Source organism: Pseudomonas sp. 8(2025) (assembly GCF_052665325.1).
In genome coordinates this window covers 36,637-62,597 of record NZ_JBQOIE010000002.1, presented here as the reverse complement: position 1 = coordinate 62,597, position 25,961 = coordinate 36,637, and the positions used below count along the sequence as shown (strand labels likewise).

Below are 25,961 nucleotides of genomic sequence, written 5' to 3'. Positions count from 1 at the left end.
TGTCCTCCCAAGAGGATTGCCGGTGGCCAAAAAAGCCGCATCCTTCGCCGCCCTTGGTGGCCTGGTATTTTCCACCGACGCAGGTCGACATTGCCCGGACTGTAGCCAGCCGGTAGCCGCCTGTATCTGCAAACAAACCGTGATCCCGGCCGGCGACGGCATTGCCCGCGTGCGCCGCGAAAGCAAGGGCCGTGGCGGCAAGACGGTGACCACCATCACCGGCGTGCCCCTGGCCGAAGATGCCCTCAAGGAGCTGGCCACGACGCTGAAGAAACGCTGTGGCACCGGCGGCGCCCTGAAAGACGGCGTCATCGAAATCCAGGGCGACCATGTCGAGCTACTCTTGGCGGAACTGGTCAAGCACGGTTTCAAGGCGAAGAAGTCCGGCGGCTAGCAGCCTCTGTGAAAACCACCTGTGACTGGACCCTGTCTTGATTCGCTCAGGACACCGGCGTCGTCTCCATGGTTTTCACAGAGCCTGTTCATGAACGGTTTCTAAACTCGGCACGGCGGGCGCGGTCTATTGCGCTTGCAGGCTAATCGTCATTTTCATTCTTTAGACTGCGCCAGCCCTGGAGTGGGGCGGCGCTCTATGACTTCTTTATAGGGGACTTCGATGTCCGTACGACGCACACGTAAAGACGATGGCAGCCAATGGACAGTTGCGGACAGCCGCAGTGTCTACGGGATTCGCCATTGGGGGGCCGGGTATTTCGCGATCAATGACGCCGGTCGCGTCGAAGTTCGTCCGAACGGCCCGAGCAGCTTGCCCATCGATCTGTTCGAGCAGGTCGAGGAGCTGCGCAAGAGCGGCTTGTCCCTGCCGTTGCTGGTGCGCTTCCCGGACATCCTCCAGGACCGCGTGCGCCAGCTGACCGGTGCCTTCGATGCCAACATCGGGCGCCTGGAATACCAGAGCAAGTACACCGCCCTGTACCCGATCAAGGTCAACCAGCAAGAAGCGGTGATCGAGAACATCATCGCCACCCAGAATGTTTCCATCGGCCTGGAAGCCGGCTCCAAGCCGGAGCTGCTGGCGGTACTGGCCCTGGCGCCCAAGGGCGGCACCATTGTCTGCAACGGCTACAAGGACCGCGAATTCATCCGCCTGGCGCTGATGGGCCAGAAGCTGGGCCACAACGTGTTCATCGTCATCGAGAAAGAGTCCGAAGTGGGCCTGGTGATCGAGGAAGCGGCGTCCCTCAAGGTCAAGCCACAGGTGGGCCTGCGGGTGCGCCTGTCGTCCCTGGCTTCGAGCAAGTGGGCCGACACCGGTGGTGAAAAGTCCAAGTTCGGCCTGTCGGCGGCGCAACTGCTGTCGGTGGTGGAGCGCTTCCGCGCCGCCGGCCTGGACCAGGGCATCCGCCTGCTGCACTTCCACATGGGCTCGCAGATCGCCAACCTGGCGGACTACCAGCACGGCTTCAAGGAAGCGATCCGCTACTACGGCGAGCTGCGCAACCTCGGCCTGCCGGTGGACCACATCGACGTCGGCGGCGGCCTGGGTGTGGACTACGACGGCACCCACTCGCGCAACGCCAGTTCGATCAACTACGACATGGACGACTACGCCGGCGTGGTGGTGGGCATGCTCAAGGAATTCTGCGACGCGCAGAGCCTGCCGCACCCGCACATCTTCTCCGAGAGCGGCCGCTCCCTGACCGCCCACCACGCCATGCTGGTGGTGCAGGTCACCGACGTCGAGAAGCACAACGACGACGTGCCGCAGATCGACAACAAGCAGGAGCTGCCGGAAACCGTGCAATGGCTGGTGGACCTGCTGGGCCCGACCGACATTGAAATGGTCACCGAAACCTACTGGCGCGCCACTCACTACATGAGCGACGTGGCCGCCCAGTACGCCGACGGCAAGCTGACCCTGGCCGAGAAAGCCCTGGCCGAGCAGTGCTACTTCGCCGTATGCCGGCGCCTGCACAACTCGCTCAAGGCGCGCCAGCGTTCCCACCGCCAGGTGCTGGACGAGCTCAACGACAAGCTGGCCGACAAGTACATCTGCAACTTCTCGGTATTCCAGAGCCTGCCGGACACCTGGGCCATCGGCCAGGTCCTGCCGATCCTGCCGCTGCACCGCCTCGACGAAGAGCCGCTGCGCCGCGCGGTGCTGCAGGACCTGACCTGCGATTCCGACGGCAAGATCAAGCAGTACGTCGACGAGCAGAGCATCGAGACCAGCCTGCCGGTACACGGCCTCAACGAGGGCGAGGACTACCTGCTGGGGATCTTCCTGGTGGGCGCCTACCAGGAAATCCTTGGTGACATGCACAACCTGTTCGGCGACACCGACTCGGTGAACATCTACCAGCGGGCCAATGGCAGCGTGTACCACGCCGGGATCGAGACCCACGACACCATCGAAGACATGCTGCGCTACGTGCACCTGTCGCCGGAGGAGTTGATGACCCACTACCGCGACAAGGTGGCCAGCGCCAAGATCAGCGCCGCCGAGCGTACCCAGTTCCTTGACGCATTGCGCCTGGGCCTGACCCGTTCGTCCTACCTGTCTTCCTGACAGCCCCGGCGAACCCTGGAAACCCACCGCTTGCGGTGGGTTTTTTTTGCCCGCAATTCAGGCTGTGCGGCCTGCGGGCACGAGGTTCAGCGAGCCTCGGCGAACCAGCGGTCGCGGCGCTGCAGGTGCCAGGCGAAGGCGCCCAGGGTCAGGCTGCGCAGGAACATGAACAGCAGGAACGTCAGCCACAGGCCGTGGTTGCCCAGGCCTTGCAGCGCCCAGGCAAAAGGCAGCAGCAGGAGCACGGTCAGCAACATGCCGTTGCGCATTTCCCGGGCCCGGGTGGCGCCGATGAACAGGCCGTCCAGCAGGTAGCTCCAGACCGCAATCAACGGCAGTACGGCGAGGTAGGGCAGGTAGGTAAAGGCGGTCTGGCGCACGTCGGGAATATCGGTCTGCATTTCGATGAACAGGTGGCCGCCCAGCAGGAACAGCACGGCGAACCCCAGGCTGGCCAGCAGCGACCAGCCACCGGCTACCACCAGCGAGCGGCGCAGGGCCGGGCGGTCATGGGCGCCGATGGCGTGGCCGCACAGGGCCTCCACTGCGTGGGCCAGGCCATCGAGGGCATGGGCGGTAAGCAGCAGGCCGTTGAGCAGCAGGGCATTGGCCGCCACTGTGGCATCGCCCAGACGGGCGCCTTGCACAGTGATCAGGAAGAACACCGATTGCAGGGCCAGGCTGCGGATGAAGATGTCACGATTGACCGCCAGCAGCGGGCGCCAGCTCTGCCAGCGGCGCAATGCCGCCCAGGCGATTTGCCCCGGATAGGCCCGCAGGGCCGGCCGGGTCATGGCCAGGCCGACCAGCGCGCCGCTCCATTCGGCGATCACCGAAGCCCGGGCCGAGCCCACCACACCCCAGTCCAGGCCGAGGACGAACCACAGGTTGAGGGCGATGTTCAGCACGTTGGTGCTGAGCAGGATGGCCAGCGGTGCCCGGGCGTTCTGGGTACCGAGAAACCAGCCCACCAGGGCGAAGCTGGCCAGGGCCGCGGGCAGGCCCAGCAGGCGGGTGTGGAAAAAGCTCCGGGTCATCTGGTCCAGCTCCGCCGAGGGCTGCATCAGGTGTAGCGCCGCGCCGCTCAGGGGCACGCCTATGGCGCCCAGCAGCAGCGCCAGCCCCATGGCCAGTATCAAGCCCTGGAGCAGGATCTGCCGCAGCGCCGCCCCGTCGCCGCGCCCGGCGGCCTGGGCGGCGAAGCCGGTGGCGCCCATGCGCAGGAAGCCCATGGCCCAGGCCAGGAAGGTATAGAGGCTGGCACCAACCGCCACGGCGCCCAGCTGGTGGGCATGGGGCAGGTGGCCGATCACCGTGCTGTCCACCAGCGCTACCAGGGGCACGGAAATGTTCGACAGGATCATCGGCGCGGCCAGGGCCCAGACGCGGCGATGGGTGGGGCGGTGACGCCAATCGGAAATCAGGGGGGGCATGCAGGCTCCTTGCGAGAGCGGGCATTGTACCCGGCGCCCGCGGGCGCCGGGGGTTAGTGCGGGGGGATCAGTGGATGATCCAGCTCAGCAGCCAGAGGCCGAGCACCAGCCAGATGATGCCGAGGATGATCGAGGCTCGCATGAAGGCGCGGATCGCCGAGTACAGGAACATCAGGCCGATGATCAGGGCAATGATGCTGACGATCGAGGTGTCCATGCCCAGGGCGCGGGACAGGCCGTCGACAAAGTTGCCACCGGCGTGGGTCAGGGTATTGAACAACCCGCTGAGCAGGTCGACGATAAAGCGGATCACCGAGCCGATGGCCTGGCCGAGCCATTCGAAGAAACTTTCTACCTGCATGTGCGCGTCCTGATGAAAGATGGGCCGAGTGCCCGAGCTCAAGCTTGGGCCATGAACACCCGTGGCGAGTTCCCTGTTAAGCATAGAAGCTGCCGGGGGTTGCGCATTCTGGAGGAGCCGGCTTGCCGGCGAAAGCGCTCTTGCGTCCCACGCCCATCCCCCGGAAGCTATACGCCTTCAGGAGACCCCGATGAACCTAGAGCAACTGACCCAACGCCTGCACGCCATTCGTGACCGCAACGATTGGCGGCAATTTCACAGCCCGAAGAACCTGGCCATGGCCGCCAGCGTCGAAATGGCCGAGCTGGTGGAAATCTTCCAGTGGCTGAGCGAGGACCAGTCGCGGCAACTGCCAGCAGACAAGCTGGCCCATGCCGGCCAGGAAGTGGGGGATATCGTCCTCTACCTGCTGTTGCTGTGCAGCGAGCTGGGGTTGGACATGGACCAGGTGGTACGCAGCAAGCTGGCGGACAGCGAACGGCGGTTCTGCTCATGAGCGACCGGCATTTCGACCAGTTGGCGACCCGTTTCGCCGAGAAGATCTATGGCGGCGCCAAAGGCGCGATCCGCCTGGCGGTGCTCCAGGCCGATCTCAAGGAAGCGCTGCCCGAGCGGCCACTGCGGGTGCTGGATATCGGCGCCGGGCTGGGGCACATGTCCTTGTGGCTGGCCGAGCGCGGGCACCAGGTCACCCTGGCCGAGCCCGCCGCGCCCATGCTTGAAGGCGCCCGCCAGCGCTTTGCCGACGCCGGGCAGCAGGCCACCTTCATCCAGGCGCCCTGGCAGGAACTGCTGGGGCAACTGACCGAACCCTACGACCTGGTGCTGTGCCACGCGGTGCTGGAATGGCTGGCCGAACCCCACGCGATCCTGCCGGTGCTGCATCAGTTGACCGCCGCTGATGGCTGGCTGTCCCTGGCCTTCTACAACCGCGACGCACTGGTCTACCGCAACCTGCTCAAGGGCCACTTCCGCAAGATGCGCAAGAACGACATGGCCGGCGAGAAACAGAGCCTGACCCCGCAACAGCCCCTTGATCCTCGCGAGCTGGCGGCGCAACTTGAGGGCCTGTGGCGAGTCGAAAGCCAGAGCGGAGTGCGGGTTTTCCACGATTACATGCCGGTGGAGTTCCAGGCCCGTGCCGAGCTGACGGATCTGCTGGAAATGGAGCTGGCTCACCGTCGACACCCAAGTTTCGCCGGGCTTGGGCGTTATCTGCATTGGCTGTGCCGGCCGGTCTAACGGAGTGTGCAATGAAACACCGCCTGGGTCTGATCCTCCTGTGTTCGGGGCTTGCCGCCTGTCAGGGCAGCAACCCCTATGTCGCCAGCTCCAACCCGCTGCCGCCGGCCCCGCCGCAAGCGGCCAAAACCTTTGACCGCAGCGCCTACCCGGCGCCGCAACGGGACTATGGCCGCTACCGCAACTGGGCCTGGCTCAATGGCCGCCTGCCCAGCGGTTCGGCCTGGGCCGACTCGGCGCAGATTGCCGAGGCGGTCAGCAATGCCCTGGATCAGCAGGGTTTGCGCCCTGTGCATGACAACCGGCCGGCGGACCTGTGGGTCAGCGCCGACCTGCACCTGGAAAAGCGCCTGCGCCAGGTCCAGGACGACTACGGGTATGGCGGTTACGGCGGCTATAACCGTTATGGCCCGGGCTACGGCATGTACGGCAGCGTGCCGGTGGTGCGCACCTACGAGGTGGAAGTGGTGGTGGTGCGGGTCAACCTGTATGACGGCGCCAGCGGCCAACCGGTCTGGAGCGCCAGCGCCGAGACCAGCAGCCGCGGCAGCCTCGGCGAGCGGGCCGATGCCTTGCGTGAGGCGGTGCAAAAGGCAATGGCGACCTATCCTCCCAGTTAGGATCGCCCCCGGTTTTTGTCTTCAAGCGGAGAAACAGCATGTTCCATCGAATCGCTTTACTGGTGTGTGCCGCCTTGCTCAGTGCCTGCGCCGCCAACCAGGTCAATCATGACTTCGACGCCAGCCGGGACTTTGGCGCCTACCGCAGTTGGAACTGGAAAGAACCCGCCCTGCAATACCGCCCGGATGATCCACGGATCAAGAGCGACTTGACCGAACAGCGCATCCGCCAGGCGGTGGCCGAGCAACTGGACCAGCGCGGCCTGCGTCCGGCCCAGGGCGGTGCCCGGGCCGACCTGAATGTGCAGGCGTACCTGATCGTCGAGGACCGCCAGCAGCAGGTCACCACCAACTATGGCGGCGGTTGGGGCGGCCCGTGGAATGGCTACTGGGGCGGGCCGATGTACAACGAAACCCGCAACATCACCTATAAGGTGGCAACCATCCAGATCGACCTGCTGGACGGCAAGGACGGCAAGCTGGTGTGGCGCGGCAGCGACGAGCAGATGCTCAGCAGCTCGCCCAACCCGGCAGATCGCAGCGCCGCGGTTCGCACTACGGTGATGCGCATCCTGCAGAACTACCCGCCCCACTGAAACCTTCGACCGGGCAGGGCGGCACAGGGTGTGCGGCCCTGCCTGCTGCCGCCAGTCCGGCGCCCCTGCGCCCCGGCCGGCGTCTGCCACGGCCTTTGACTACACTGCTTTCATCGATGGAGATAGCGCTCGGCTGCGAGCCGGTAAAGGAGTGCCCCGATGTCTCCCCTGAAGCGGTTTTACGGCCCGGCTCGTCAGCGCGGGGCCATTGGCCTGATGGCGGCGGTGACCTTCGGCCTGGCGTTGTTGCTGATGTTGCTGGTAGTGGACAGCGGCCGGCTCTACATGGAACAGCGCAAGTTGCAGCGCGTGGCGGACAACGCCGCGCTGGAGGCCGTCAGCCGTGGCGGCACCTGCCAGGCCGGCCTGACGGCCGCCGCCTACGCCGGCCAGAACGCCACCCGCAACGGCTTTACCGTAGCCACCGGCAGTAGCCTGAGCACTTCCTGCGGTTCCCTGACCACCGGGGCCAACGGCCTGCGGACCTTCACTGCCAACCCTGCACAAGCGGTGGCGATACGGGTGATCGCCACCCATACCGTGCCCATCAGCGTGGCATCGGGGGTGGCGGCCCTGTTCACACCGGGGCCGATCAACCTCACCACCCAGCTCAGCGCCACGGCCGTTGCCGCGGCGCCGACGCCCACCGTGGCGCAGTTGAGCATTCGCAGCACCCTGGGCACCGTCAGTACCGCGCAATCGAGCATTCTCAACCCACTGGTGGGCGGGATGCTGGGGGGCAGCCTGAGCCTCAGCGCAGTGGGCTGGAACGGCTTGCTCAACACCAACATCAACCTGCTGAGCTACCTCAACCAACTGGCGATCAATCTGGGGGTGGCCGCTGGCAATTACACCCAGTTGCTCAATACCACCACCAGCGTGACACAACTGATCCAGGCGGCGATCACCGTGGTCCAGGCCAATGGCGCCACCGCCGACATCCTGACCGCCCTGGGCAACCTGCAGGTTGCCGCGATCAATGCCGCGCCCTTGAAGCTGGGAGATATCCTGCAGTTGCAGACCGGCCTGCCCAGCACCGCCCTGGATGCCAACCTGCAACTGTTCCAGCTGTTGCAGGCGGTGATCCAGTTGTCCAACAGCAACAGCGCGGTGGCGGCGACCTTGCCGATCAACGTGCTGGGGCTGGCCAATATCACGGTGCAGGCCAAGGTCATCGAGCCGCCGCAGTTGTCGGCCATCGGCAATCCGGCGCTGGCCAAGGCCGATCCCATGGGCGCCAACCGGATCTATGTGCGCACTGCGCAGGTACGGACCCTGGTGCGGGTCAATCTGTCCCTGCCGCTGGTTTCCGGGTTGAGCACCGCGGTGGGCAACCTGGTGGCGCCGCTGACCCCGGTGTTGAACAGCCTGCTGAGCCTGAACCTGGTGGCGACCCTGGGTTCGGCGTTATGCCTGCTGGGGGCGGGGTGCGAACAGCTATACCCGGCCATCGCCTCCTCATCGGAGATCGACCTGAGCCTGGACGCGGGGGGCGCGATTGCCTATGTCACCGACTACAGCTGCCCGGTGAACAACAGCGGGACCAAAAGCCTGACCGCCCATGCCATCAGTTCCATCGCCGACTTGAAGGTCGGCCAGATCGACCCGGCCAATGCCTTTTCGTCTGCCGCCGAGCCCGTGGTGAAGCCGTTGCCGCTGGTGGACCTGGGCATACGCACCTGCTACCAGTTCCTGGTCCTGCCGGGGCGCTGCGACCCGGTGGTGCACTACGCGGGCGGCGGCATCGCGGTGATGGTCAACACCAGCGTGGCGCAGAATACCCAGGACCTGGTGTTCTCCAGCTCGGCGTCGCCGTTTCCGATACCGCCCAACGTCAACCAGACCCCGACTTACCAGACGGCGGCCCCGACCACGAACATCGTCAACAGCCTGGCGGGCACCCTGGCCGGCATCAACCTGATCGTCTACAAGCCGGTCAACAACAACCCGCTGGGGGCCATTGTCACGGGGCTGGCTTCGGCCATCAGCGGGGTCAGCAACCTGCTCACGCCGTTGATCACCGGGCTCCTGAGCCCACTGCTGGACCCTCTGCTGAATAACCTGCTGTCGGGGCTGGGGATCAACCTGATGGACGTGGAAGTGGGGGCCAACCTCACCTGCGGGCAGACCGGCAAGGCCTACCTGGTGATCTGATCCGCCTCGGCGATCGGCAGTTCGATGCAGAAGCGCGCGCCGTCCTGGCTGTTGCTGACGCTTAGGCGGCCCCCCATGTTCTGCACGATGCCATAGCTCACCGACAGCCCGAGCCCGGTGCCGATGCCCACCGGCTTGGTGGTGAAGAACGGCTCGAAGATCCGCTCCAGCAGGCGCGGGTCGATGCCGCCACCATTGTCCTCGACCCACAGGCGTACCCACTGCTCGTCGCGCTGGCCGTACACGGCGATCCAGGGTTTGAAGTCGTGCTGCTTTTCCTGTTTGCCCAGCAGGGCGTCCCGGGCATTGACCAGCAGGTTGATCAATACCTGCTCCAACTGGTCGACAAACCCCAGCACCTGGACCTCGAACCCCAGCTCGCTGATCCGCAACTCCAGACCCTTGCCACGCATGCCTTCGGCCAGCAGCGAGAGGGTGCCTTCGATGGCGTGGGCCGGGTTGAACGGCTGCTGTTCCACTTCCGAGCGTCGGCCGAACACCCGCATGTGGTCCACCACCCGGGCCGCACGCTGGACCTGGGCGTCGATGCGCTTGAGCTTGTCGGTGAGGTAGTCGATCTGCACGTCGCCATTGCCCAGGCGCTTGAGCACGTTGACGATGGCCATGCGCATCACGTTGAGCGGCTGGTTGATCTCGTGGGCAAGCCCGGTGGCCATTTCCCCCAGGGTGGCCATTTTCGCGCTTTGCGTGAGCTGCTGCTGGGCGCGCCGGACTTCGGTGTTGTCGCGGCCCACGGCCTGGATTTCCAGCAGTTGCCCCCGTTCATCGAACACTCCGCGATCCGACCACACCCACCAGGCATGTTCGCGCCCGGGCAATTGCAGGTTGATCTCGGCGGTGCTCACGGGATATTCCGGGCTCAACAGCTTGAGCCGGCGCTCGAAGCCTTCACGCTGTTCGGCGGACAGCCACTGCCCCAGGTTACTGCCCGGCAGTTCCTCGGGGGCGCATTCCAGGTAGGCCGCCAGCGGCCGGTTGCCAAAGGTCAGGGTCAGGTCCGGGCGATAGCGGCAGATCATCGCCGGCGAATCTTCCACCAGGATCCGATAGCGCTCTTCGCTCTGGCGCACCTGCTCGGCGGCCAGGGTTGCCTCGGTGACGTCCAGCCACAGGCCGACGGCTTCCACTGGCAACCCCAGGTCGTCGCGCAGCAGCTTGGCTTCGTCCAGCACCCAGTGGTATGCCCCGTGGCGATCGCGCAGCCGATAGCGGGTATGCACACTGCCTTCGCGCAGCAACTGGCGGCAGCGCTGGAAATACAGGTCGCGGTCGTCGGGGTGCACCCACTCCGCCAGGGGCTGCGCCGTGCAGTCCGCCAGGCTCCAGCCCAGCAGGGGTTGCAGGCTGGCGCTGAAAAAGCTCGGCTGCAAGGCGCCTTCCTGGTAACGCTGGACGTAGATCACCGCCGGTGAACTGGCGATCAGGTTGTCCAGCCGGGCATGAGCGGCGGCGGCCTGCTGCTGTTGGTTCTTGATGTCGCTGATGTCCAGCATGAAACCCACCAGGCGTTGGCTTTCCCCTCGGCCCAGGGCCTGGCCCTGCAAGCGATACCAGCGCTGGGGGGCGCTGGGGTCGGGCTCGTGCAGGCGCACATTGAGCAGCAGCGGCTTGCCCAGTTTCAGTTCCTGCAGGCGGCTGCTGAGCTCACCGCGGTCGGCGGGATGAATCAGTTCCAGCCAGGCTTGCACGTTCAGGCGAGCGCCATCCTCAGGCAGGTGCAGGCTGGCGGCCAGGCGGCTGGCCAGCAGTATTTCGGCGGTGTCCGGGCATAGCTCCCACCAGCCGGCGCCCAGCAGCCCTTGGAGGGCCTCCAGGCGTTCCAGGTGCAGGTGATGGCGATGCTCCCGCAGGCGACTGAGCAAGGGCCCGGCGAGGGCTGCGGCGAGCATCAGCCAGTCGCGATCCAGCAGGTACGGGGCATGCTGCTGGACCGCGTAGCAGCCGCACAAGAGCCAGGCGGCGACGCCGTGATCATCCCGGTACGGCACCAGGAAGCCTTCGCGATGGCCGAAGATGCCTTGCAGTCGCGGGTGTTCGTTGAGGCCCTGGATCTGGTTCAGGTGCTGCGGGGTGTTGCCGCTCAGGCTGTCCAGGCCGGCCCCCAGGGCCTGGCCTTCCTGCCACAGGCGCGGGGCGTCATGGGCGCTGTAGCAGCTGTGGATCATCCAGCCCTGCTCCTGCTCGTCGAGCAGGGCCAGGCCGAGACAGGGAATGTGCCAATAGCGGGCCAGGTCGGTGAGTTGGTCGTGGAGCACGTCCGGCAGGCGGGTCAGGTTGCACAGGCGCAACTGTTCGCTGGCCTGGGCGGCAAACACCCGGCACTGCTCGCGCCCCAGGGCCTGTTGCCGCTGCTGGACCAGGTCGCCGATATCCAGCAGTTGCAGGTGCCATTCCTGCCCACAGCGCTGGACCCAGCCGCGCAGGTGCAGGGGCTGGCCGCCGGCGCCGCGCAGGTCCAGGTCCAGCACCTGGCCGCTCCAGTCGGCAGGGCCGCCCTCAAGGGCCAGGACGCTGCCGGGCAATACGTAGGCCAGCAGGTGCGGTGGCTCCCGGGAGGGGGGCAGCTGGATCAGGCTGTGGCGCAGCGGGCCGTGGCTGCTGAGGATGCGCCCCTGTTGATCGAGCACCAGTTGCAGGCCCACCGCCTGGGGCGGCAGCGGGCTGTGCGGCTGTGCGGCGGGAAGCGCCTGGCGGCCCAGTAGACGTCCGAGCAGCTTGTCGCCAGAGGTCAAAATTGCAGACTCGAGCTAGCGGTCAGGGTGGTGGGCAGGCTGGGTACCGGGCCGATTCCCGGCAGCACCAGCCGCGGCAGCACCTGGTTCAGCTTGCTGGTGGGGTAGTTCACCGAGACCGTCAGCACCCCGGCGCTGTACACCGCGCTGTAGTCGGTGGCGGCGAAGTTGAAGGGCGGGGGAATCCACTGGGTCTGGGTCTGCACCACGCTGTTGGCGAGGTTCTGCACCGTGGTGGCGTAGTTCGGGGTATTGGGGTCGACCATCACCGCGCGACGCACCGCTTCGGCAGTGGCCTGATGGAACGACTGCATCATCAGCAGCGGCAGGCTGTAGCTGACAAGACCGTAGAACACCGCGAAAAAGATCACGAACACCGCGGCGAATTCGATCGCCACAGCGCCTTTCTGCTTTCTAGGGAGGCCCGGTTTCATGAGTGCGTCTACCCTGACAACCACTATGTCCATTGAGCATAGGACCATTCCGGCAAAAGGGACCGTTCTGGCTGATGCATTTCTGGGTTTTGTGGGTCTGGTTGGCAATCTGTGCGCTGCAGGATTTGCGTCAGCGGCATATTGCCAATGGCTTGACTCTTGGCGCCGCGCTCTTGGCGACGGTCTACCTGCTGTGGAGCGGCACGACCTGGCTGGGGGCCGGCGCGAGCCAGGGCGGTTGGGCGTTGTTGCTGGCGTTGCTGTTCACCTTGCCCGGCTACGCCAGCGGACGAATGGGCGCCGGCGACGTCAAGTTGATGGCGGCCCTGGGGCTGGCCTCCGGCCCCCTGTATCTGCTGGGGACGTTCATCGCCGCCGGTCTGTGCAGCCTGCTCTGGCTGCTTGTGCTCAGGCTCTGGCCCCAGCAGAAACAAGCACTTGATACCCCCGTGGCAGGGCGCGTTGGGAGGGGGTCAAAAAAATACCCTTTTGCCCCCTTTGTCCTGGTTGGAATGGTCTTAACTGTGAGCGTGATCCACTAGTCGCCGGACCCATTAATGCTATGTACATAGTCGGAAAGTAGGTCTAGGTTTTAAGTCGTGGCTGCCCGGATCATGCGTGGCAGCACAGGAGTGGCCAATCGGCGATTGGCCCGCACGGAGTAGCACGTGAACAAGCTCACCTCACAGATGAAGGTGCTCGTGGTCGACGATCAGCCCCTGATTGTCGAAGAGCTTTGCGAGTTCCTCGAAAGCAGCGGTTACCGTTGTGTCCCTTGCCAATCCAGCCGCCAGGCGCTGGAGTGCTTCAACAGGGACCCGGAAATTTCCCTGGTGCTCTGCGATCTGCACATGCCCGATATGGACGGCATTCAGCTGGTCCAGGAACTGCAACGGATGGCCGGCAAGCAGCGGGTGTTCGAAGCCATCATGCTCACCGGGCAGTCCGACAAGCAGGACGTGATCAAGGCCCTGCGCGCCGGCATCGCCGACTACTACCAGAAGCCCATCGACCTGGACGAACTCCTCGAAGGCCTGCAGCGTCAGGAGGTCGCCTTGCAGGAACGGCAGAAGAACCTGCACCTGGGGCACCTCAACCAGAAGCTGCAGTTTCTTTCCGAATCCATCGATGACCTGTACCAGGACCTGGACAAGGTCCGGCGCAGCCCGGCTACCAGCCGCAGCGAAGAGGCCCGGGGCGAAGGCGCCGGCGAAGGGGATGCCATCGAGATCCCGGCCATCTTCAACCAGCTGTCGCCACGGCAGCTGGATGTGGCCCGACTGGTGGGCAAGGGCCAGACCAACTACCAGATTGCCTGCGAGCTGGGGATCACCGAAAACACCGTCAAGCTGTATGTCTCCCAGGTACTGCGCCTGACCCACATGCATAACCGCACACAGCTGGCCCTGGCCCTGTCACCGAGCAATTCCGGGCTGCGCCAGCGGGTGACTGCCCACTGAGCCTGCGGCGGCGAGCCGTTCGCCGCCGGTTGCGGGCTTTCCCCTACTTGGTTTCCACCTTGCCGCCGGCGTCCGGGTCGTACAGGTCCGGGATCTCGTATTTGTATTTCTTCAGCCAGCGCTGCAGCGCCAGCTCGCGTTCGGTGGGCGTGGCCGTCTGAGGCTGGGGCGAGGGCGCCAGGTTGCGGTTCTGCAACAGTAGCCAGGCTTCGGTTTCCTGTTGCTGGGGCGAAGCAGGGCCGGCCTCGATGGCCTGGGCGGCCAGGGGCAGCGCCAGCAGGGCAGTGCAATAGAACATCGGCAGTTTCATCATCAGCGCTCCTTGGCGGGTGCGGCGTCTGGCTGCAAGGTGGTAGCGCCACTGGCGACCTGGGTCACCTTGGCGCGCGGGGCGGTCGGGGCCTTGAGCTCTTCGGCGCGGGCCTGGGCCTGGGCGAACTGCTGCGGGTTCAGGCTTGCCTGGCTGACCACTTGCGCGGCCTGCTGCCAGTTGTCCTGGTAGAGCAACAGGGTCACCAGGTTGATGGCCGCCAGGGGCTCGGACTGCTTGAGCTCGATGGCGGTGAGGAACTCGAAGCGCGCATCCTCGATGCGCAACTGGTTGAGGTAGACCACCCCCAGGTCATTGCGGATTCTTTCATTGGTCGGCGCCAGGCGCGCGGCCCGTTGCAGGTGCGCCTGGGCCTGGCCGTTGTCGCCCCTGGCCGCCGCCAACTGCCCCAGGCCGTGCTCGCCTTCGGCGGCCAGGCACGAGCCCAGCAGGCTGCGGTACAAGGGTTCGGCCTCACTGCGGCCCAGCAACCGATAGACTCGCGCCTTGCGTACGCGCACCTCGGCGAGGTTGTCCGGCAGGTTCTGCAGGTTGGCCAGGCTGGCGTGCAGCTTGCCATCGGTGGCCATTTCGTCGGCGAGGTTCACTGCCAGTTCCTGCTCGGAGCTGAGCTTGGCGCAACTGCTGGAGTTGGTCAGGGCCGCCCAGGGCGTCTGGCCGTTGCTGGCGCATCCTCCGAGCAGCAACAGGCTGGCAACGGCAATCATGGCTTTCATCAGGTTCCCTCTTAGGAAGCGAAGGCCCGGGCGATGGCGGTGAAGCCTGGCCCGGCCAGCACGATCAACAGGGCGGGGAAGAGAAACAGCATCATCACCACCGACATTTTTGCGGACATTTTCGAGATGTATTCCTGCAGGCGGGTCAGGCGCCGGTCGTCCAGCAGTTGTTTGAGCGCCTGCAGCGATTTCATTGCCCCGCCGCCCTGCAGGATCAGTTGCTGGAGAATCACGCAGGTGTCGGTGAACTCGTCCACCGCCAGCAGGGTGGCGGTCTGGTTGAGTTCATGGCCCAGCTCCAGCCCCGAGTCGACACGGGCCAGGATCAGGCGCAGTTCCTGGGTCAGTTCCGGCAGCAGCTTTTGCGCTTCGCTGCTCAGTACGCGTAACGCTTGCTCCACTGCCATGCCCGACTCGAACAGGATGCGCAGCAGGGGAATGAAGGTCGAGATCTCCAGGGCGATGTGCTTCTGCCGGCGCTTGGCGGCGTAGGCCAGCGCGCGCTTGGGTAGCAGGTAGCCGGCACCGAGTGCCAGCATGGGTACCAGCCACTTGCTCTGGGCCTGGGCAAAGGCCACTTCCTGGATGAAGATCACCAGGCACACGGCCAGCACCGGCGTGGCGATCTGGCTGGCGGCGAACAGTGAGCGCTCTCTGGCGCGGCGCCAGCCCAGACGGTTGAGCAGGGTCTGGGTTTCACTGTCCATGCTCACCGCGCGCTGCCCGAAGCGGCTGTCGCCCAGCAGTCGCAGCCAGTTGCCCAGGCGGCTGTCGCGGGTCATGTTACCCTGCAAGCGCTGGGCGATCTGGCGCTCGCGCCGGCGCTGTTCCAGCACACCGTTGCCAAGCAGCAGCAACGCTCCGAGAAACATCAGTGCAGCGGCCAGTACCAGCATTTCAGATGCTCCTCAACATGCGCCAAAGGGCCAGGCAGCCGAAGATCTGCAGGCACACCGCGGTGATCAGCATTTTCTGCCCCGCGGAGTCGTGCCACATGCCCAGCATGTAGCCCGGGTTGGTCAGCATGAAGTAGCCCACCAGCAACAGCGGCAGGGTTCCCAGGACCCAGGCGGTCATGCGGGTTTCCCCGGTCATCGCGCTCAGTTGCCGCGCCCCTTGCTCGCGCTCGCGGATCAGCTTGATCAGGTTTTCCAGCAACTCGCTGGCGTTGCCGCCGTAGCGATGATTGACCTTCAGGCCCAGGGCGAACATGCGCAGTTCGTCCTGCTCGTAGAACTCGGCAAAATCGCTGACCGCGTCCGGCAGGTTGACCCCCAGTTGCACGTTGCGCTGGATGCGGCCCATGGCGTTCTTCAGCGGGTCGTTGCTGGCCTCGATGGCACCCAGCACGGCGTCCGCCAGGGTGCGCCCGGACTTCAGGCTGCGCACGCTGTGATCGAGCAAGGCCGGCAGTTGTTCGATCATGCGCTTGAGCCGGCGCTGATACAGCCAGGCGATATACAGCCGCAGCAGCAGGGGTGGCAGGAGGATGCCGCCCAACAGGCCGAGCCAGCTCGCCAGCACATAGCCCAGCAGCATCAGCACCACCCACACCGCCAGCCACAGGCCCAGGCGCTCGCTGGGCTGGCCCAGGCCGGCCCGGGCGAACGCGCGCTCCAGGCCACCCCAGGAGGTGCGTTGCGGCGTCAGGTCGGGCTGCCCTTCGGCCAGGCGGTTGAGCACTCGTTCCCGCTCGGTCTTGCGCACGCCGTGGTAGAACAGCCAGCCGGAAAGCCCCAGCAGAAGCAGGCAGATCAAGGTAAACAGCAGACCGATCATGGGCCACCTCGCCGGTTCAATTGACGCCCAGCCCGCTTTCGCGGCGCAGTTTGTCACCCGCAGGGTTCATCGCCTCGCGCAGGAAGCCGAAGCCGGTACGACGATCCAGGCGGAACAGGGTGTTGGTGACGTAGATGTCGTCACGTATGCCCACCACTTCCACGACTTCGCTGACGCAACGCCGGCCATCGGGCATGCGGGTCAACTGGATCACCACATCCAGGGCGGCGCAGATCATCTGCCGCAGGGTGCGCTCGGCGATCTGGCGGCCGGTCAGGCCCACCAGGGTTTCCAGGCGCAGCAGGGCATCCTGGGCGTTGTTGGCGTGCACGGTGCTCATGGAGCCGTCGTGGCCGGTGTTCATTGCGGTCAGCACGTCCAGTACTTCCACACCACGGATCTCGCCGAGGATGATCCGGTCCGGACGCATCCGCAGGGCGTTGCGGATCAGGTCGCTGGCCTTCACCTCGCCGTGCCCCTCGGCATTGGGCGGGCGGGTTTCCAGGCGGACCACGTGGGGGTGGCCCAGCTGCAGTTCGGCCACGTCCTCGATGGTGACCAGCCGTTCATGGGGGTTGATCAACTGGCTGAGGATGTTCAGCAGGGTGGTCTTGCCGGTGCCGGTGCCGCCGCTGATCAGGATGTTGCAGCGCTTGCCCACCGCTTCCTGGATGAATTCGAAGATCGCCAGGTCGATGGTCTGCATGGCAATCAGGTCGCTGCTCTTGAGCATGTCCTTGCGAAACTTTCGAATCGACAGGCAGGGCCCGTCCAGGGCGATGGGCGGGATGATCGCGTTGACCCGGCTGCCGTCCGGCAGGCGCGCATCGACCATCGGCGAGGACTCGTCGAGGCGTCGGCCCAGGGGCGCGAGAATCCGCTGCATCACCCGCTCCACATGGTGGGCGTCGATGAAGCGCAGGTCGCTCTGGTGCAGCACGCCTTCACGTTCGACGAACACCCGATGCGGGCCGTTCACCAGGATCTCGGTCACCGCCGGATCGCGCAACAGCACTTCCAGGGGGCCGAAGCCGGTCAGCTCGTCGACGATCTCTTCGGCCAGCCGCTCCATTTCATAGCGCGAGATCGCCAGGTGCATGCGCGCGATGTACTCCGCCACCTTGTCGGTGACGAATTGCGAGAGGTTCTGCCGTGAGCTTTCCAGCAGGTTTTTCCCCGACTCTTCGATGGCATCGATGATGTAGCGATGCAGCACCAGCTTCAGGCCTTCGTGGTCGCTGTTGCCGGCGCCTGCGCGGGGTGGTGCGCCAAAGAGTTTTTCGCCGCTCATCTGCCCCCCATGATGCGATTGAGCCAGCCGGCCTTGGGCTTGGGCAGGCCCTGGGAGCGTTTCGCCAGCCGCTCGCCCAGGGTACGCAGGCTTTGGGTCAGGGCCTCGCGCGGGGCCAGTTCGAACAGGGTAACGCCCTGGTTCTTGGCGTTCAGGCGCACCTCGGGGCTGTAGGCCAGCACCGCGATCACCTCCAGGCCGAAGGTCTTGCCCAGGGTTTCGGAATCCGGTGCCACGGTGCGCAGGTAGCGGTCGACCAGCAAGCGCGCATGTTCGAGTTTCATGCCTTTTTCACGCCAGTGATTGAGTACGGCCAGGTTGCGCCGACAGTCGAGCACGTTCTGGTCGGTGCACCACAGCAGCTTGTCGCAATGGCTGACGAAGGTACGTAGGGCCTCGCTGTCCGGCTGGCCGACAAGGTTCACCACAATGTGCTGGAAGTGCTGGCGCAAGGCACTGAGGAGCATGTACAGCTCCGCCGCGCTGGTGTGCTCCAGAGGCGCGTCGTGGCTGGCGTAGGCGAGGATCCGCAGGCCCGCCTCGGCGCTGGTGAAGGCGCTGTCGATCAGCGTGGCATCCAGGCGCCGCAGGTGGCGCAGGGCGTCGCCGAAGTGGAACGAGCTTTCCAGGCCCAGCAGCGCCAGGCTGTCGCCCCGGGGCAGGCCCAGGTCCAGCAGCAGGGTCTGCTGGCCACTCTTCTGCACCACCAGCGCGAGGTGGCTGGCCAGGAGGGCGCCGTCGCCATCGCCCTGGGCGCCATAGAGCACGGTCAGGCCGCCCAGTTGCGTGTTGGGTGTCACTGCCGGCAGGCGTTTGCTCAGACGCCGGACCAGCCCGGCCACTTCACTGGAGCGTGAGCCATAGGCGACAAAGTCGCGGGCGCCGGCGCGCATGGCATTGAGCACCAACTGGTTGTCCATGCCATCGCCGAGGGCGACGATCGCCAGCATCGGCTTGGCCTCCAGGGCGCCTTCGATCAGGGCCGCCTGGGCCACCACGTGTTCGCGATCGAGGCCGACGAACACCAGGTTGGCGAAGGTCACATCCACCAGTGCCAGCAGTTCGTCGAGACTGCCATCGGCACCCACGACCTGGCCCAGGGGCGCCAGGGCGCCTTGCAGCCACTCCAGGTCGGTGCTGTTGCGGGTGATGGCGAGAAACGTCTGGCTCAGGTCCTGGTTCATTGCGACAACCCGCTGCGCTTGTCGAAGTTGCCGTTCTCGAGGAAGAACATGCGGTAGAAGTTTGGGTCGTAGTTGCGCAGCCGTTCGCCGGGCAGGGCCGGCAGCTTGGCGTCCGCGGCCAGGGGCTGGACCAGGTGCGGAGTCACTACCATCAGCAGTTCACGCTCTTCGCGATTGATCGTGGTGTCGCGAAAGAAGGCACCGAGCACCGGAATGTCCCCCAGCCCTGGAAACTTGTTCACTTGAGAGCTGTTGTTGGTGCTGATCAGGCCGCTGATGACGAAGCTTTCGCCGTCGGCCAGGGAAATGCTGGTATCGGTGCGGCGTATGGTCAGCGCCGGGACTTGGGTCCCGGCAATGGTCACGGCGTTGCTGTAGTCCAGTTCGCTGACCTCCGGGGCAACCTTAAGGGAGATACGCCCGCGGTCGACGATAGTGGGCGTGAGGGTCAGGCGGATACCGAACTCCTTGTATTCGATGGTCACGCTGTTGCTGCCGGTGCTGGGCACCGGGATGGGGATTTCGCCCCCGGCCAGGAAGCTTGCACTCTGGCCGCTGAGGGCCACCAGGGAAGGCCTTGCCAGGGTATAGGCGAAGCCGCTGCCTTCCAGGGCGTTGATCAGGGTCAGCACCCGGCCGTTGCCGAAGCCGATGTTGAAGGTGCCGTTGTCCAGCGGGATGTTGGTCCGGCGGCCGCCGAAGGTCGGGGTCACGCTGCCGGAGGTGCCACCGGTGACGGGGGCGGTGCCGGGTGCGCCGAACAGGAAGTTGTGCCCGCGGCCGAAGATCGAAACGCTGGCCTCCTTGAGCTTGGTGCGGCTGACTTCGACAAAACGGATGTCGGTCTGCACCTGGCTGGGCAGCAGTGGATCGTCACTGGCCGGCAGGCGGCCGGTGCTCATGTCGGCGGTGGCCCGGCCCTGGACAAACACCATGCTCTGGCGTGGGGTACTGGCACAGGCGGTCCAGACCATCAGGCTGGTGGCGCCGGGCGCCATGCCGGTGAGCAGGAAGGCTTTGTTGCCGGTGGTCTGGACGTCCGCGATCTTCGGGTCGCCCACCGCCAGGCGGGTGATGGCCACCGCAGATTGCAGTTCCTGCTGCAAGCCTTCGCCGATCTCCAGCGCTGCGGGCAACGGTGCCAGGCTCGAACAGCCTGCCACCGCCGCAGCCAGGGCCTGGGTGCAGAGCAGCGGGCCCAGGCTCAGGGTCAGCAGTACGGAGAACAGTGGCATGGAACGACTGCGCATGTAGTGCATCCTTGCTCAATCAGGGAGTTTGTTGAGTGACTTGGTTGCCCCGGATCACTTCCACCGCCGACCGTGCGGCGCCACCTTGGGCGGCCGGTGCGCGCGGGGCGCTGCCCAGGGCAAGTTGGGTGAACTGGAACAGGTTGCTGTTGGCGGCATCGAGGTGCTCGCGGGCTTCTTCGTTGCCGGCCCAGTAATGGGCCAGGCGCTGTTCCTCGCTGCTGCGCACGGCCAGGCGCAGCACTCCGACCTGAGTGGCGAGCATCAGCCGGCTCAAGAGCTGTTCGGGGACGGCCAGGACCACCGTGCGCGCATTCAGCCGGCGCTGGTCCTGCTTGAGCTTTTCTTCGTTGCTCAACCCGGGGGAGGCGGGCTGCCCGTCATTGGCCAGGCCCAGCTGTTCGCCGACAGCCAGCACGCGCATAGCGGGCACAGCGATCTGTGCCGACTGCTGCGGGTTGCTGGTGTCCTGGCGCAGGAACAGCACGACATCGACATAGTCCCCCGGGCTCAGTTGCCCGGCGGCGCCGATCACCTCGTCGACCGCGACCGCCAGGGCTCGTTCGTCGCTGTGAATCATCCGCGCCAGTGTGCCGCCGGTACTGAAGCTCTGCTCATTGAGCCAGGTGCCGGCATTCAACTGCCGCCAGGGTGTACGGCCCACCGCCTGGCTGATGGCGCTGAGGCTGCCGGCCGGCGCGGTACGCAGTTTTTCCAGCGCCAGATCGTCGGCGGCGAGGGGCACGAAGGGCGGCACATCGCGCACCAGCACGACCACCGGTTGGCGGGTCTGGTCTTCTGCGCTGGTGGTTGGTTCGACGACACTGGGCGCCACGGGTTGAACCGATGGTGCTGGTTCGGGTTTACGACTGAGAACCAGGCCCCAGTAACCGAAAAACACCGCACCTACCAGAAGAAGTCCGGCCAGACCCATGGTGAGGCGACTGTTCATGAAGGCTCTCCCTTTCCTGCTGCACTACCAGCCCGTGATTCCAAACGAGTTAATTTCGCAATCAGGCAGCTATGAACATGCAACTATTTCGCTATGTGAAGGTAGTAGAGCTAGGACGAAATGCCATTAACTCATCCAAAAATAGCTAACAAAGGTATGAGTCTGTCCACATGGGCAGGTTTTTTGGCACCTACCTTCCAATTAATACTTACTGACTAATCAGTTCTTACAGTTGCTGGGCCGGTCTTTGTTGACAATGCTCAGGTGGCACCGGGGAATTTGCCCGGTGCTGTTCCAACGGCGCCTTGCGGCGCAAGGAGAGCTAGGATGATTTTCCAATACTTGTTGCTCAGGGCGCGCCAGTTTTTTGACCGCACCGAAGGCGCATCCGCCATCGAGTACGCCATTGTCGTGGCCATGGTGGCCGTTGTGGTCGTGGCGTTCGTCACCCCCCTGGGCGATCGTGTTCTGGCCATTTTCAACAACATCCTGACTAACCTCGGAGGCGCCACCGTCACCCGTCCTACCCCTTGAGCATGGAGGGGCCCAGCTGAGCAGCCGCTGGGCTGTGATCGCCCGACCTTCCAGCCATCCGGGTCTCGTGCAGGCCTGCGGTTTGCCTAACCAAAGGCCTGCTGATGGTTGGGTTCCGCCCGGCCGGCTGTGCATTGGCTGCGTTCACCCACTTGCATGAAGTCCACACCAGGGTACCGTCCATGACTTCCCCATCCTCACGTCAGCAACTTCTTCTGGTCGATGACGAAGAGGATGCATTGCTGGAGCTTGCCGAACTGCTCGAAGGCGAGGGTTTCTGCTGCTTCACTGCCACCTCGGTGAAACTTGCCCTGGACCACCTCACCCGGCATCCGGATATCGCCCTGGTAATCACTGACCTGCGCATGCCCGAGGAAAGCGGCCTGTCGCTGATCAAGCGCCTGCGCGAGCACACCGCGCGCCAGCACCTGCCGGTGATCGTCATGTCGGGGCATGCCGACATGGATGACGTCAGCGACCTGCTGCGGCTGCAGGTCCTGGACCTGTTTCGCAAGCCGATCTACCACGTGCGCCTGCTGGAAACCCTCAACAATCTGTTTCCCGAACCCCGGCTGCATATCGTTGGCCCCTGACCCCAGGGTTTGGCCGGTGCTGTCCTGGCGGCAAAAAAAGACCCGCTCGAAAGCGGGTCTCAGTCATCCGGATGCTCAAAGTTGATAGCTGAAGCTCAAGGTATAGCGTGGCTTGCGGTTGTAGGTGTCGAGGGCTTCATCGGACATTGGCTTGGCCGCTTCCAGGGCGATGTTGTAGTGCTTGGCATCACCGAAACGCAAACCGACCGCGGCGGATGACAGGCTGCTGCCCCTGACCGGCAGCTGGTTGAACCAGGTCTTGGAGCGGTCCAGCACCACATAGGGCTGCAGCACACGCACCCAGGGCCCCTCGCGGTTGAAACTGTAGTTCACTTCGTAGGCCACGCCCCAGCCCTTGTCCCCGGTCGCCTGGTCATCGGGGTAGCCGCGAGCGAAGTTCTGCCCGCCAAAGGACGCCCGCTCGCTGTCGGGCAGGTTGTCGTTGCTCCAGTACCAGGCGGCGGAAAGCACGCCTTGCCAATTGTCCAGGAAACGATCGCTCTGTACCCCGGCCAGGCGCAGGCGGAAGAAATCCAGATCATAGAGGCTGTTGTTGGTCTCGGCGCCCATGCTGTCCAGGCCCCGATACAGGCCGGCGCTGAGAATCCGCAGTTGGCGCGGATCGGACTTGCTCCAGTCCGCCTCAAGCGCCAGGGCGCGGATGTCGGTTTTTTCTTCCAGGGTCAGCGGGCTGTTGCTGACCCGGTAACGGGTCTTGTCATTTACTGCATACAGGCGTGTGCCGGCGGTGAGCATTTCATTGGGCGAGGCGATGAAAGGGTGGCTGACGCCGATGGAAAAGCGGTCGTTCTCCCGATGGGGCTCCAGCTCGATCCCGTTGTCCAGCTGCACGTTGCTCCGTGGGTCGGCGCGGTAGCGGGCGCCGTAGAGGCTCAGTTGCGTGCCTTCCGAACCCAGCAACTGGCTGTAGTCCAGGCGGTAGTAGTGTTCCTTGTCGTGGCCCGGCGGGAACAGCCCGCTGAGGCTGAGCTGTTCGCCCCAGGCGGTCTGCGAGTTGCTGGTGATGCCCACCAGGGCCTGCAGGCCGTTGCGGTTGTCGTCGGTGCTGTTGAGGGTGGTGGCGATGGCCTTGCGGCTGGCCACGGCCACCAGTTGGGTCGCGCCGTCGGTAGTGCCCGGTGGCGGCACTACCGCCTGCAGAGTGACCCCGGGAACCTTGCTCATCAGTGTGGTGTAGCGTTCGAAGGTCTTGCGGGTCAGCGGGCGCTCGGCCTTGAGTTTGCTCACCAGTTTGTCCAGGTAGGCGGATACCGGGCCGATGTCGCCCTGCAGCTGGTAGTCCCGGATGTAGCCTTCCACCAGCACTACCCGCAGCACGCCCTGGTCGAAGTTCTGCTGTGGCATGAAGGCGTAGGACAGCAGGTAGCCGTCCTTCTGATAGCGCCGGGTAATGCTGCGCGTGGCTTCGATCAACTGGCCGAAGCTGGCCTCGTGGCCGATCAGTGGCTGGTAGATCGCTGCCAGTTCTTCCAGGGGGTAGACCGTGCCGCCCTCGATCTGCACCTGGCGCACCGTGACCTTGGTGCCCATCATCAGCGGCTGCTGGCCTTGCGGCGCAGTGGGTTGCTCGGGCAGTTGCGGTTGCGGAGTTGCCGGGCGGTAGGCATCCACCGGCAGGTTGGGTTGGGGCAGGTTGTTGATGCTGTCATTGCTGTTGAGAAAGCGCGGAAGGGAGTCGGCGTAAACGGAGGTACAGCATCCAACTAACAACAAACTGGCCAACGTGCGCATAGGACACTCCATGGTCGAGCCGCAGCGGTGTAGAAAGTTCCTGGCTCCAGTTGCCGCTCGGGTCTTGGCCACGATCTGGCTCTGGATGCTTGTCTCTGGATAAACAAAAAGGCGAGAGACTCATGGGAATCTCTCGCCCTCAACCAAGCGTAGGCGCTGCAGGTGAGGCCGTCGAATCGGCCAGGTGCAAATTATTTCTTGTTGCCGCCCAGGGCGCCGGTCAGGCCGCCGAGCACGCCACCCAGGCCGCCATTGAGGCCCGCACCGGCAGAGGCACTGCCACTGGCGCTGGCGTTGGCGCCAAGGCCACCGAGCAAGCCGCCACTGGGCGCTGTGCTGCCGTTGACCAGGCCGCCAACCGAAGCCACGGTGTTGCCCACGGCTCCAAGGGTGCTGCCCAAGGCGGTACCTATCGGATTGGCGCCACTATTGCTGGCCACGCCCGCGCCTACGTTGCTGACTGCGCCGCCCACCTGGCCCAGAAGACTGCTGGTCGGGCTACCCAGGCCGGTAGCTGCACCTACTTGCTGAGTCAGGCCGGCAACCGAACTGGTGACGGGGTTCAATGCCGAGCCCAGGCTCACTCCGACGCTGGCCAATGGTGCAGTGACTACCAGGTTAGGGGTACCGCTGCCGCCCAGAGCGCCGCCTACCGAGGCGATCAGGTTGCCGGCTGCCGCTCCGGTGACCCCGCCTGCGCTAACGGTACCGTTGGTATTGCCGGCATTCAGGCCGTTGCTCAAGTTGGCCACTGCACCGCCGACAGTTTCCAGCAGGCCGTTGTTGCCGCCGAGGCCACTGCCATTCCCGGTTCCGCTACCCGAGTTGCTCACATAACCGCCGGCAGTGCCCACGGCCGTACTTGCGTTGCTCAGGGTGTTGCCCAACAGATTTGTTACAGGGTTGCCGTTGCCAGCGTCAGTGATCTTGTTACCGGTGCTGTCCACGGCCTGAGCTACGCCATTGAGCAGACCTTTTACAGGGGAGCCAAGACCGGTGGCGCCGCCGATATTGCCGGTCACGTCTTCCGCCAGGCTGACCACTGGAACCAGTACCTTATCGCCGACATTGTCGGTCAGTGTTCCCAGAGGTCCGCTGCTGGTGACGGTGCTCAGGGTATTACCGAGCATGGTCACCCGGGTGCCTACGCCGCCGACTACCGGAGCCACCCTGGTCACCAGGCCACCCACTACCGGAACGCTCTGGGTGGTGGTTGCCAGTTTGCCGCTGAGGTCGGTGACCCCGGTACCCACATCGCTGACCACGTTGCCGACGGTGGCGGTGGTCTTGCTCAGGGCCTTGGGATCGGTGCCCAAAGTGCCGAGGCCGTTGGTCAGGCCGTCACCGACGGTGTCCACCACGTTGCCGGTGGTGTTGACGGCGCTTTGTACCACGCCTCCAACCACGGGTACGGTGGCCAGGGAAGTGCCCAGGCCGCTGACACCGGTACCGACGCCACTGAGGGTGGTACCCAGATCCGAGACCAGGCTGCTGGTCGTCAGGGGAGTGGTGGTACCGCCAGCTCCTCCGGTGCCGCCAGTTCCACCTGTGCCACCTGTGCCTCCGCCAGTGCCGCCGGTACCGCCTGTGCCTCCACCGGTACCACCAGTGCCACCTCCAGTGCCTCCTGTTCCGCCGGTGCCGCCACCAGTGCCACCGGTGCCGTCAGTACCGCCGCTGGCAGTGGCTGGCGAACTGCTGCCACCACTTTTATGACCGCCACCACCGCCGCTGCAGCCTGCCAGGCTGAGGGTCAGGATCATGGTTATTGCCGTTAACGCTTTCCATCCGAATTGAGTTTTCATGGCTGGTATTCCTTGCACCTGTTACAACGTTCGTTGTTTTCGATAGCTCTCCAGTTCTTGCGCTGGAGATACCTTCGTCCGTTGTCTACATAAAAGGCGCAGGGAATGAATTGAACAATTATGAACTTGGTATTAATGACTTATTTTGTTCGGTTAATTGATTTACAAGTAGCTAGTCTCAAAGTATTGGT

25 protein-coding genes are annotated in these 25,961 nt (G+C 64.7%); 11 read left to right on the top strand and 14 right to left on the bottom strand.

The window, feature by feature from the left end; translation table 11 throughout:
- The first annotated feature begins 22 nt into the window (after positions 1-22).
- Positions 23-394, top strand: coding sequence for a translation initiation factor Sui1 (locus ACUXVH_RS04215; RefSeq protein WP_015634001.1), 372 nt, complete (start codon positions 23-25; stop codon positions 392-394).
- A 222-nt stretch (positions 395-616) separates the two neighbouring features.
- Positions 617-2,530 (top strand): arginine decarboxylase, encoded by a 1,914-nt coding sequence (gene speA / locus ACUXVH_RS04210; RefSeq protein ID WP_011059048.1) that lies wholly within the window; start codon positions 617-619, stop codon positions 2,528-2,530.
- Positions 2,531-2,616: 86 nt separating this feature from the next.
- Here speA and ACUXVH_RS04205 read toward each other — a convergent pair whose 3' ends face one another.
- Complete coding sequence (locus tag ACUXVH_RS04205; protein WP_011059049.1) at positions 2,617-3,963, bottom strand: MATE family efflux transporter; 1,347 nt, start codon at positions 3,961-3,963, stop codon at positions 2,617-2,619.
- A 67-nt stretch (positions 3,964-4,030) separates the two neighbouring features.
- A complete protein-coding gene (locus tag ACUXVH_RS04200) occupies positions 4,031-4,324 on the bottom strand; it encodes a hypothetical protein (RefSeq protein ID WP_011059050.1) in 294 nt (97 codons plus the stop codon).
- Positions 4,325-4,514: 190 nt separating this feature from the next.
- On the opposite strand from ACUXVH_RS04200, the gene ACUXVH_RS04195 reads away from it, so the two are divergent.
- From ACUXVH_RS04195 to ACUXVH_RS04175, 5 genes are all read left to right on the top strand, one after another.
- Positions 4,515-4,820, top strand: a complete 306-nt coding sequence (locus ACUXVH_RS04195; protein WP_011059051.1) for a MazG-like family protein — start codon at positions 4,515-4,517, stop codon at positions 4,818-4,820.
- Complete coding sequence (locus tag ACUXVH_RS04190) at positions 4,817-5,566, top strand: methyltransferase domain-containing protein (RefSeq protein ID WP_011059052.1); 750 nt, start codon at positions 4,817-4,819, stop codon at positions 5,564-5,566. The genes ACUXVH_RS04195 and ACUXVH_RS04190 overlap by 4 nt, the downstream gene beginning before the upstream one ends.
- An 11-nt stretch (positions 5,567-5,577) precedes the next feature.
- A complete protein-coding gene (locus tag ACUXVH_RS04185) occupies positions 5,578-6,186 on the top strand; it encodes a DUF4136 domain-containing protein (RefSeq protein ID WP_065364921.1) in 609 nt (202 codons plus the stop codon).
- 38 nt (positions 6,187-6,224) lie between these two features.
- Entirely contained in the window at positions 6,225-6,782 is a 558-nt protein-coding gene (locus tag ACUXVH_RS04180) for a DUF4136 domain-containing protein (RefSeq protein ID WP_011059054.1), read from the top strand.
- Between the two features lie 159 nt (positions 6,783-6,941).
- The gene (locus ACUXVH_RS04175) at positions 6,942-8,936 is read left to right on the top strand and encodes a pilus assembly protein TadG-related protein (protein ID WP_065364922.1); all 1,995 of its coding nucleotides are present in this window, start codon (positions 6,942-6,944) and stop codon (positions 8,934-8,936) included.
- Here ACUXVH_RS04175 and ACUXVH_RS04170 read toward each other — a convergent pair.
- Together ACUXVH_RS04170 and ACUXVH_RS04165 are read right to left on the bottom strand one after the other, a co-directional pair.
- Positions 8,921-11,689, bottom strand: a complete 2,769-nt coding sequence (locus tag ACUXVH_RS04170; protein WP_065364923.1) for a PAS domain-containing sensor histidine kinase — start codon at positions 11,687-11,689, stop codon at positions 8,921-8,923. The two genes, ACUXVH_RS04175 and ACUXVH_RS04170, sit on opposite strands and share 16 nt — an antisense overlap.
- Entirely contained in the window at positions 11,686-12,123 is a 438-nt protein-coding gene (locus ACUXVH_RS04165; protein ID WP_011059057.1) for a TadE/TadG family type IV pilus assembly protein, read from the bottom strand. The genes ACUXVH_RS04170 and ACUXVH_RS04165 overlap by 4 nt, the downstream gene beginning before the upstream one ends.
- A gap of 74 nt (positions 12,124-12,197) precedes the next feature.
- On the opposite strand from ACUXVH_RS04165, the gene ACUXVH_RS04160 reads away from it, so the two are divergent.
- Together ACUXVH_RS04160 and ACUXVH_RS04155 are read left to right on the top strand one after the other, a co-directional pair.
- Positions 12,198-12,665 (top strand): A24 family peptidase, encoded by a 468-nt coding sequence (locus tag ACUXVH_RS04160; RefSeq protein WP_065364944.1) that lies wholly within the window; start codon positions 12,198-12,200, stop codon positions 12,663-12,665.
- A gap of 126 nt (positions 12,666-12,791) precedes the next feature.
- A complete protein-coding gene (locus ACUXVH_RS04155; RefSeq protein ID WP_065364925.1) occupies positions 12,792-13,583 on the top strand; it encodes a response regulator transcription factor in 792 nt (263 codons plus the stop codon).
- A gap of 43 nt (positions 13,584-13,626) precedes the next feature.
- On the opposite strand, the gene ACUXVH_RS04150 is transcribed toward ACUXVH_RS04155, so the two are convergent.
- From ACUXVH_RS04150 to cpaB, 8 genes are read right to left on the bottom strand one after another with little or no spacing between them, the layout of a single operon-like run.
- Positions 13,627-13,896, bottom strand: coding sequence for a DUF3613 domain-containing protein (locus ACUXVH_RS04150; RefSeq protein WP_041774050.1), 270 nt, complete (start codon positions 13,894-13,896; stop codon positions 13,627-13,629).
- Positions 13,896-14,630: a tetratricopeptide repeat protein gene (locus ACUXVH_RS04145; RefSeq protein ID WP_053148881.1), complete on the bottom strand. Its 735-nt coding sequence runs from the start codon at positions 14,628-14,630 to the stop codon at positions 13,896-13,898. The genes ACUXVH_RS04150 and ACUXVH_RS04145 overlap by 1 nt, the downstream gene beginning before the upstream one ends.
- 11 nt (positions 14,631-14,641) lie before the next feature.
- Positions 14,642-15,526: a type II secretion system F family protein gene (locus ACUXVH_RS04140; protein WP_011059062.1), complete on the bottom strand. Its 885-nt coding sequence runs from the start codon at positions 15,524-15,526 to the stop codon at positions 14,642-14,644.
- A gap of 1 nt (position 15,527) precedes the next feature.
- Entirely contained in the window at positions 15,528-16,409 is an 882-nt protein-coding gene (locus ACUXVH_RS04135; RefSeq protein WP_041115745.1) for a type II secretion system F family protein, read from the bottom strand.
- Positions 16,410-16,425: 16 nt separating this feature from the next.
- The gene (locus ACUXVH_RS04130; RefSeq protein WP_011059064.1) at positions 16,426-17,700 is read right to left on the bottom strand and encodes a CpaF family protein; all 1,275 of its coding nucleotides are present in this window, start codon (positions 17,698-17,700) and stop codon (positions 16,426-16,428) included.
- Positions 17,697-18,884, bottom strand: coding sequence for an AAA family ATPase (locus tag ACUXVH_RS04125; RefSeq protein WP_011059065.1), 1,188 nt, complete (start codon positions 18,882-18,884; stop codon positions 17,697-17,699). Before ACUXVH_RS04125 ends, ACUXVH_RS04130 begins: the two co-directional genes overlap by 4 nt.
- Complete coding sequence (locus ACUXVH_RS04120) at positions 18,881-20,134, bottom strand: type II and III secretion system protein family protein (protein WP_065364945.1); 1,254 nt, start codon at positions 20,132-20,134, stop codon at positions 18,881-18,883. Before ACUXVH_RS04120 ends, ACUXVH_RS04125 begins: the two co-directional genes overlap by 4 nt.
- Positions 20,135-20,153: 19 nt before the next feature.
- On the bottom strand, positions 20,154-21,086 hold the full coding sequence (gene cpaB, locus ACUXVH_RS04115) for a Flp pilus assembly protein CpaB (RefSeq protein WP_065364926.1): 933 nt from the start codon (positions 21,084-21,086) through the stop codon (positions 20,154-20,156).
- A 327-nt stretch (positions 21,087-21,413) separates the two neighbouring features.
- Between cpaB and ACUXVH_RS04110 the strand changes: the two genes are divergently transcribed.
- Together ACUXVH_RS04110 and ACUXVH_RS04105 are read left to right on the top strand one after the other, a co-directional pair.
- Complete coding sequence (locus tag ACUXVH_RS04110) at positions 21,414-21,620, top strand: Flp family type IVb pilin (protein ID WP_065364927.1); 207 nt, start codon at positions 21,414-21,416, stop codon at positions 21,618-21,620.
- A gap of 182 nt (positions 21,621-21,802) precedes the next feature.
- Positions 21,803-22,213 carry a response regulator gene (locus tag ACUXVH_RS04105; protein WP_011059069.1) on the top strand — a complete coding sequence of 137 codons (411 nt, stop codon included), beginning with the start codon at positions 21,803-21,805 and terminating at the stop codon, positions 22,211-22,213.
- Between the two features lie 75 nt (positions 22,214-22,288).
- Here ACUXVH_RS04105 and ACUXVH_RS04100 read toward each other — a convergent pair whose 3' ends face one another.
- Positions 22,289-23,965, bottom strand: coding sequence for a ShlB/FhaC/HecB family hemolysin secretion/activation protein (locus tag ACUXVH_RS04100; protein ID WP_011059070.1), 1,677 nt, complete (start codon positions 23,963-23,965; stop codon positions 22,289-22,291).
- 191 nt (positions 23,966-24,156) lie between these two features.
- Positions 24,157-25,770 carry a collagen-like triple helix repeat-containing protein gene (locus tag ACUXVH_RS04095; RefSeq protein WP_445494016.1) on the bottom strand — a complete coding sequence of 538 codons (1,614 nt, stop codon included), beginning with the start codon at positions 25,768-25,770 and terminating at the stop codon, positions 24,157-24,159.
- Between the last annotated feature and the right edge of the window lie 191 nt (positions 25,771-25,961).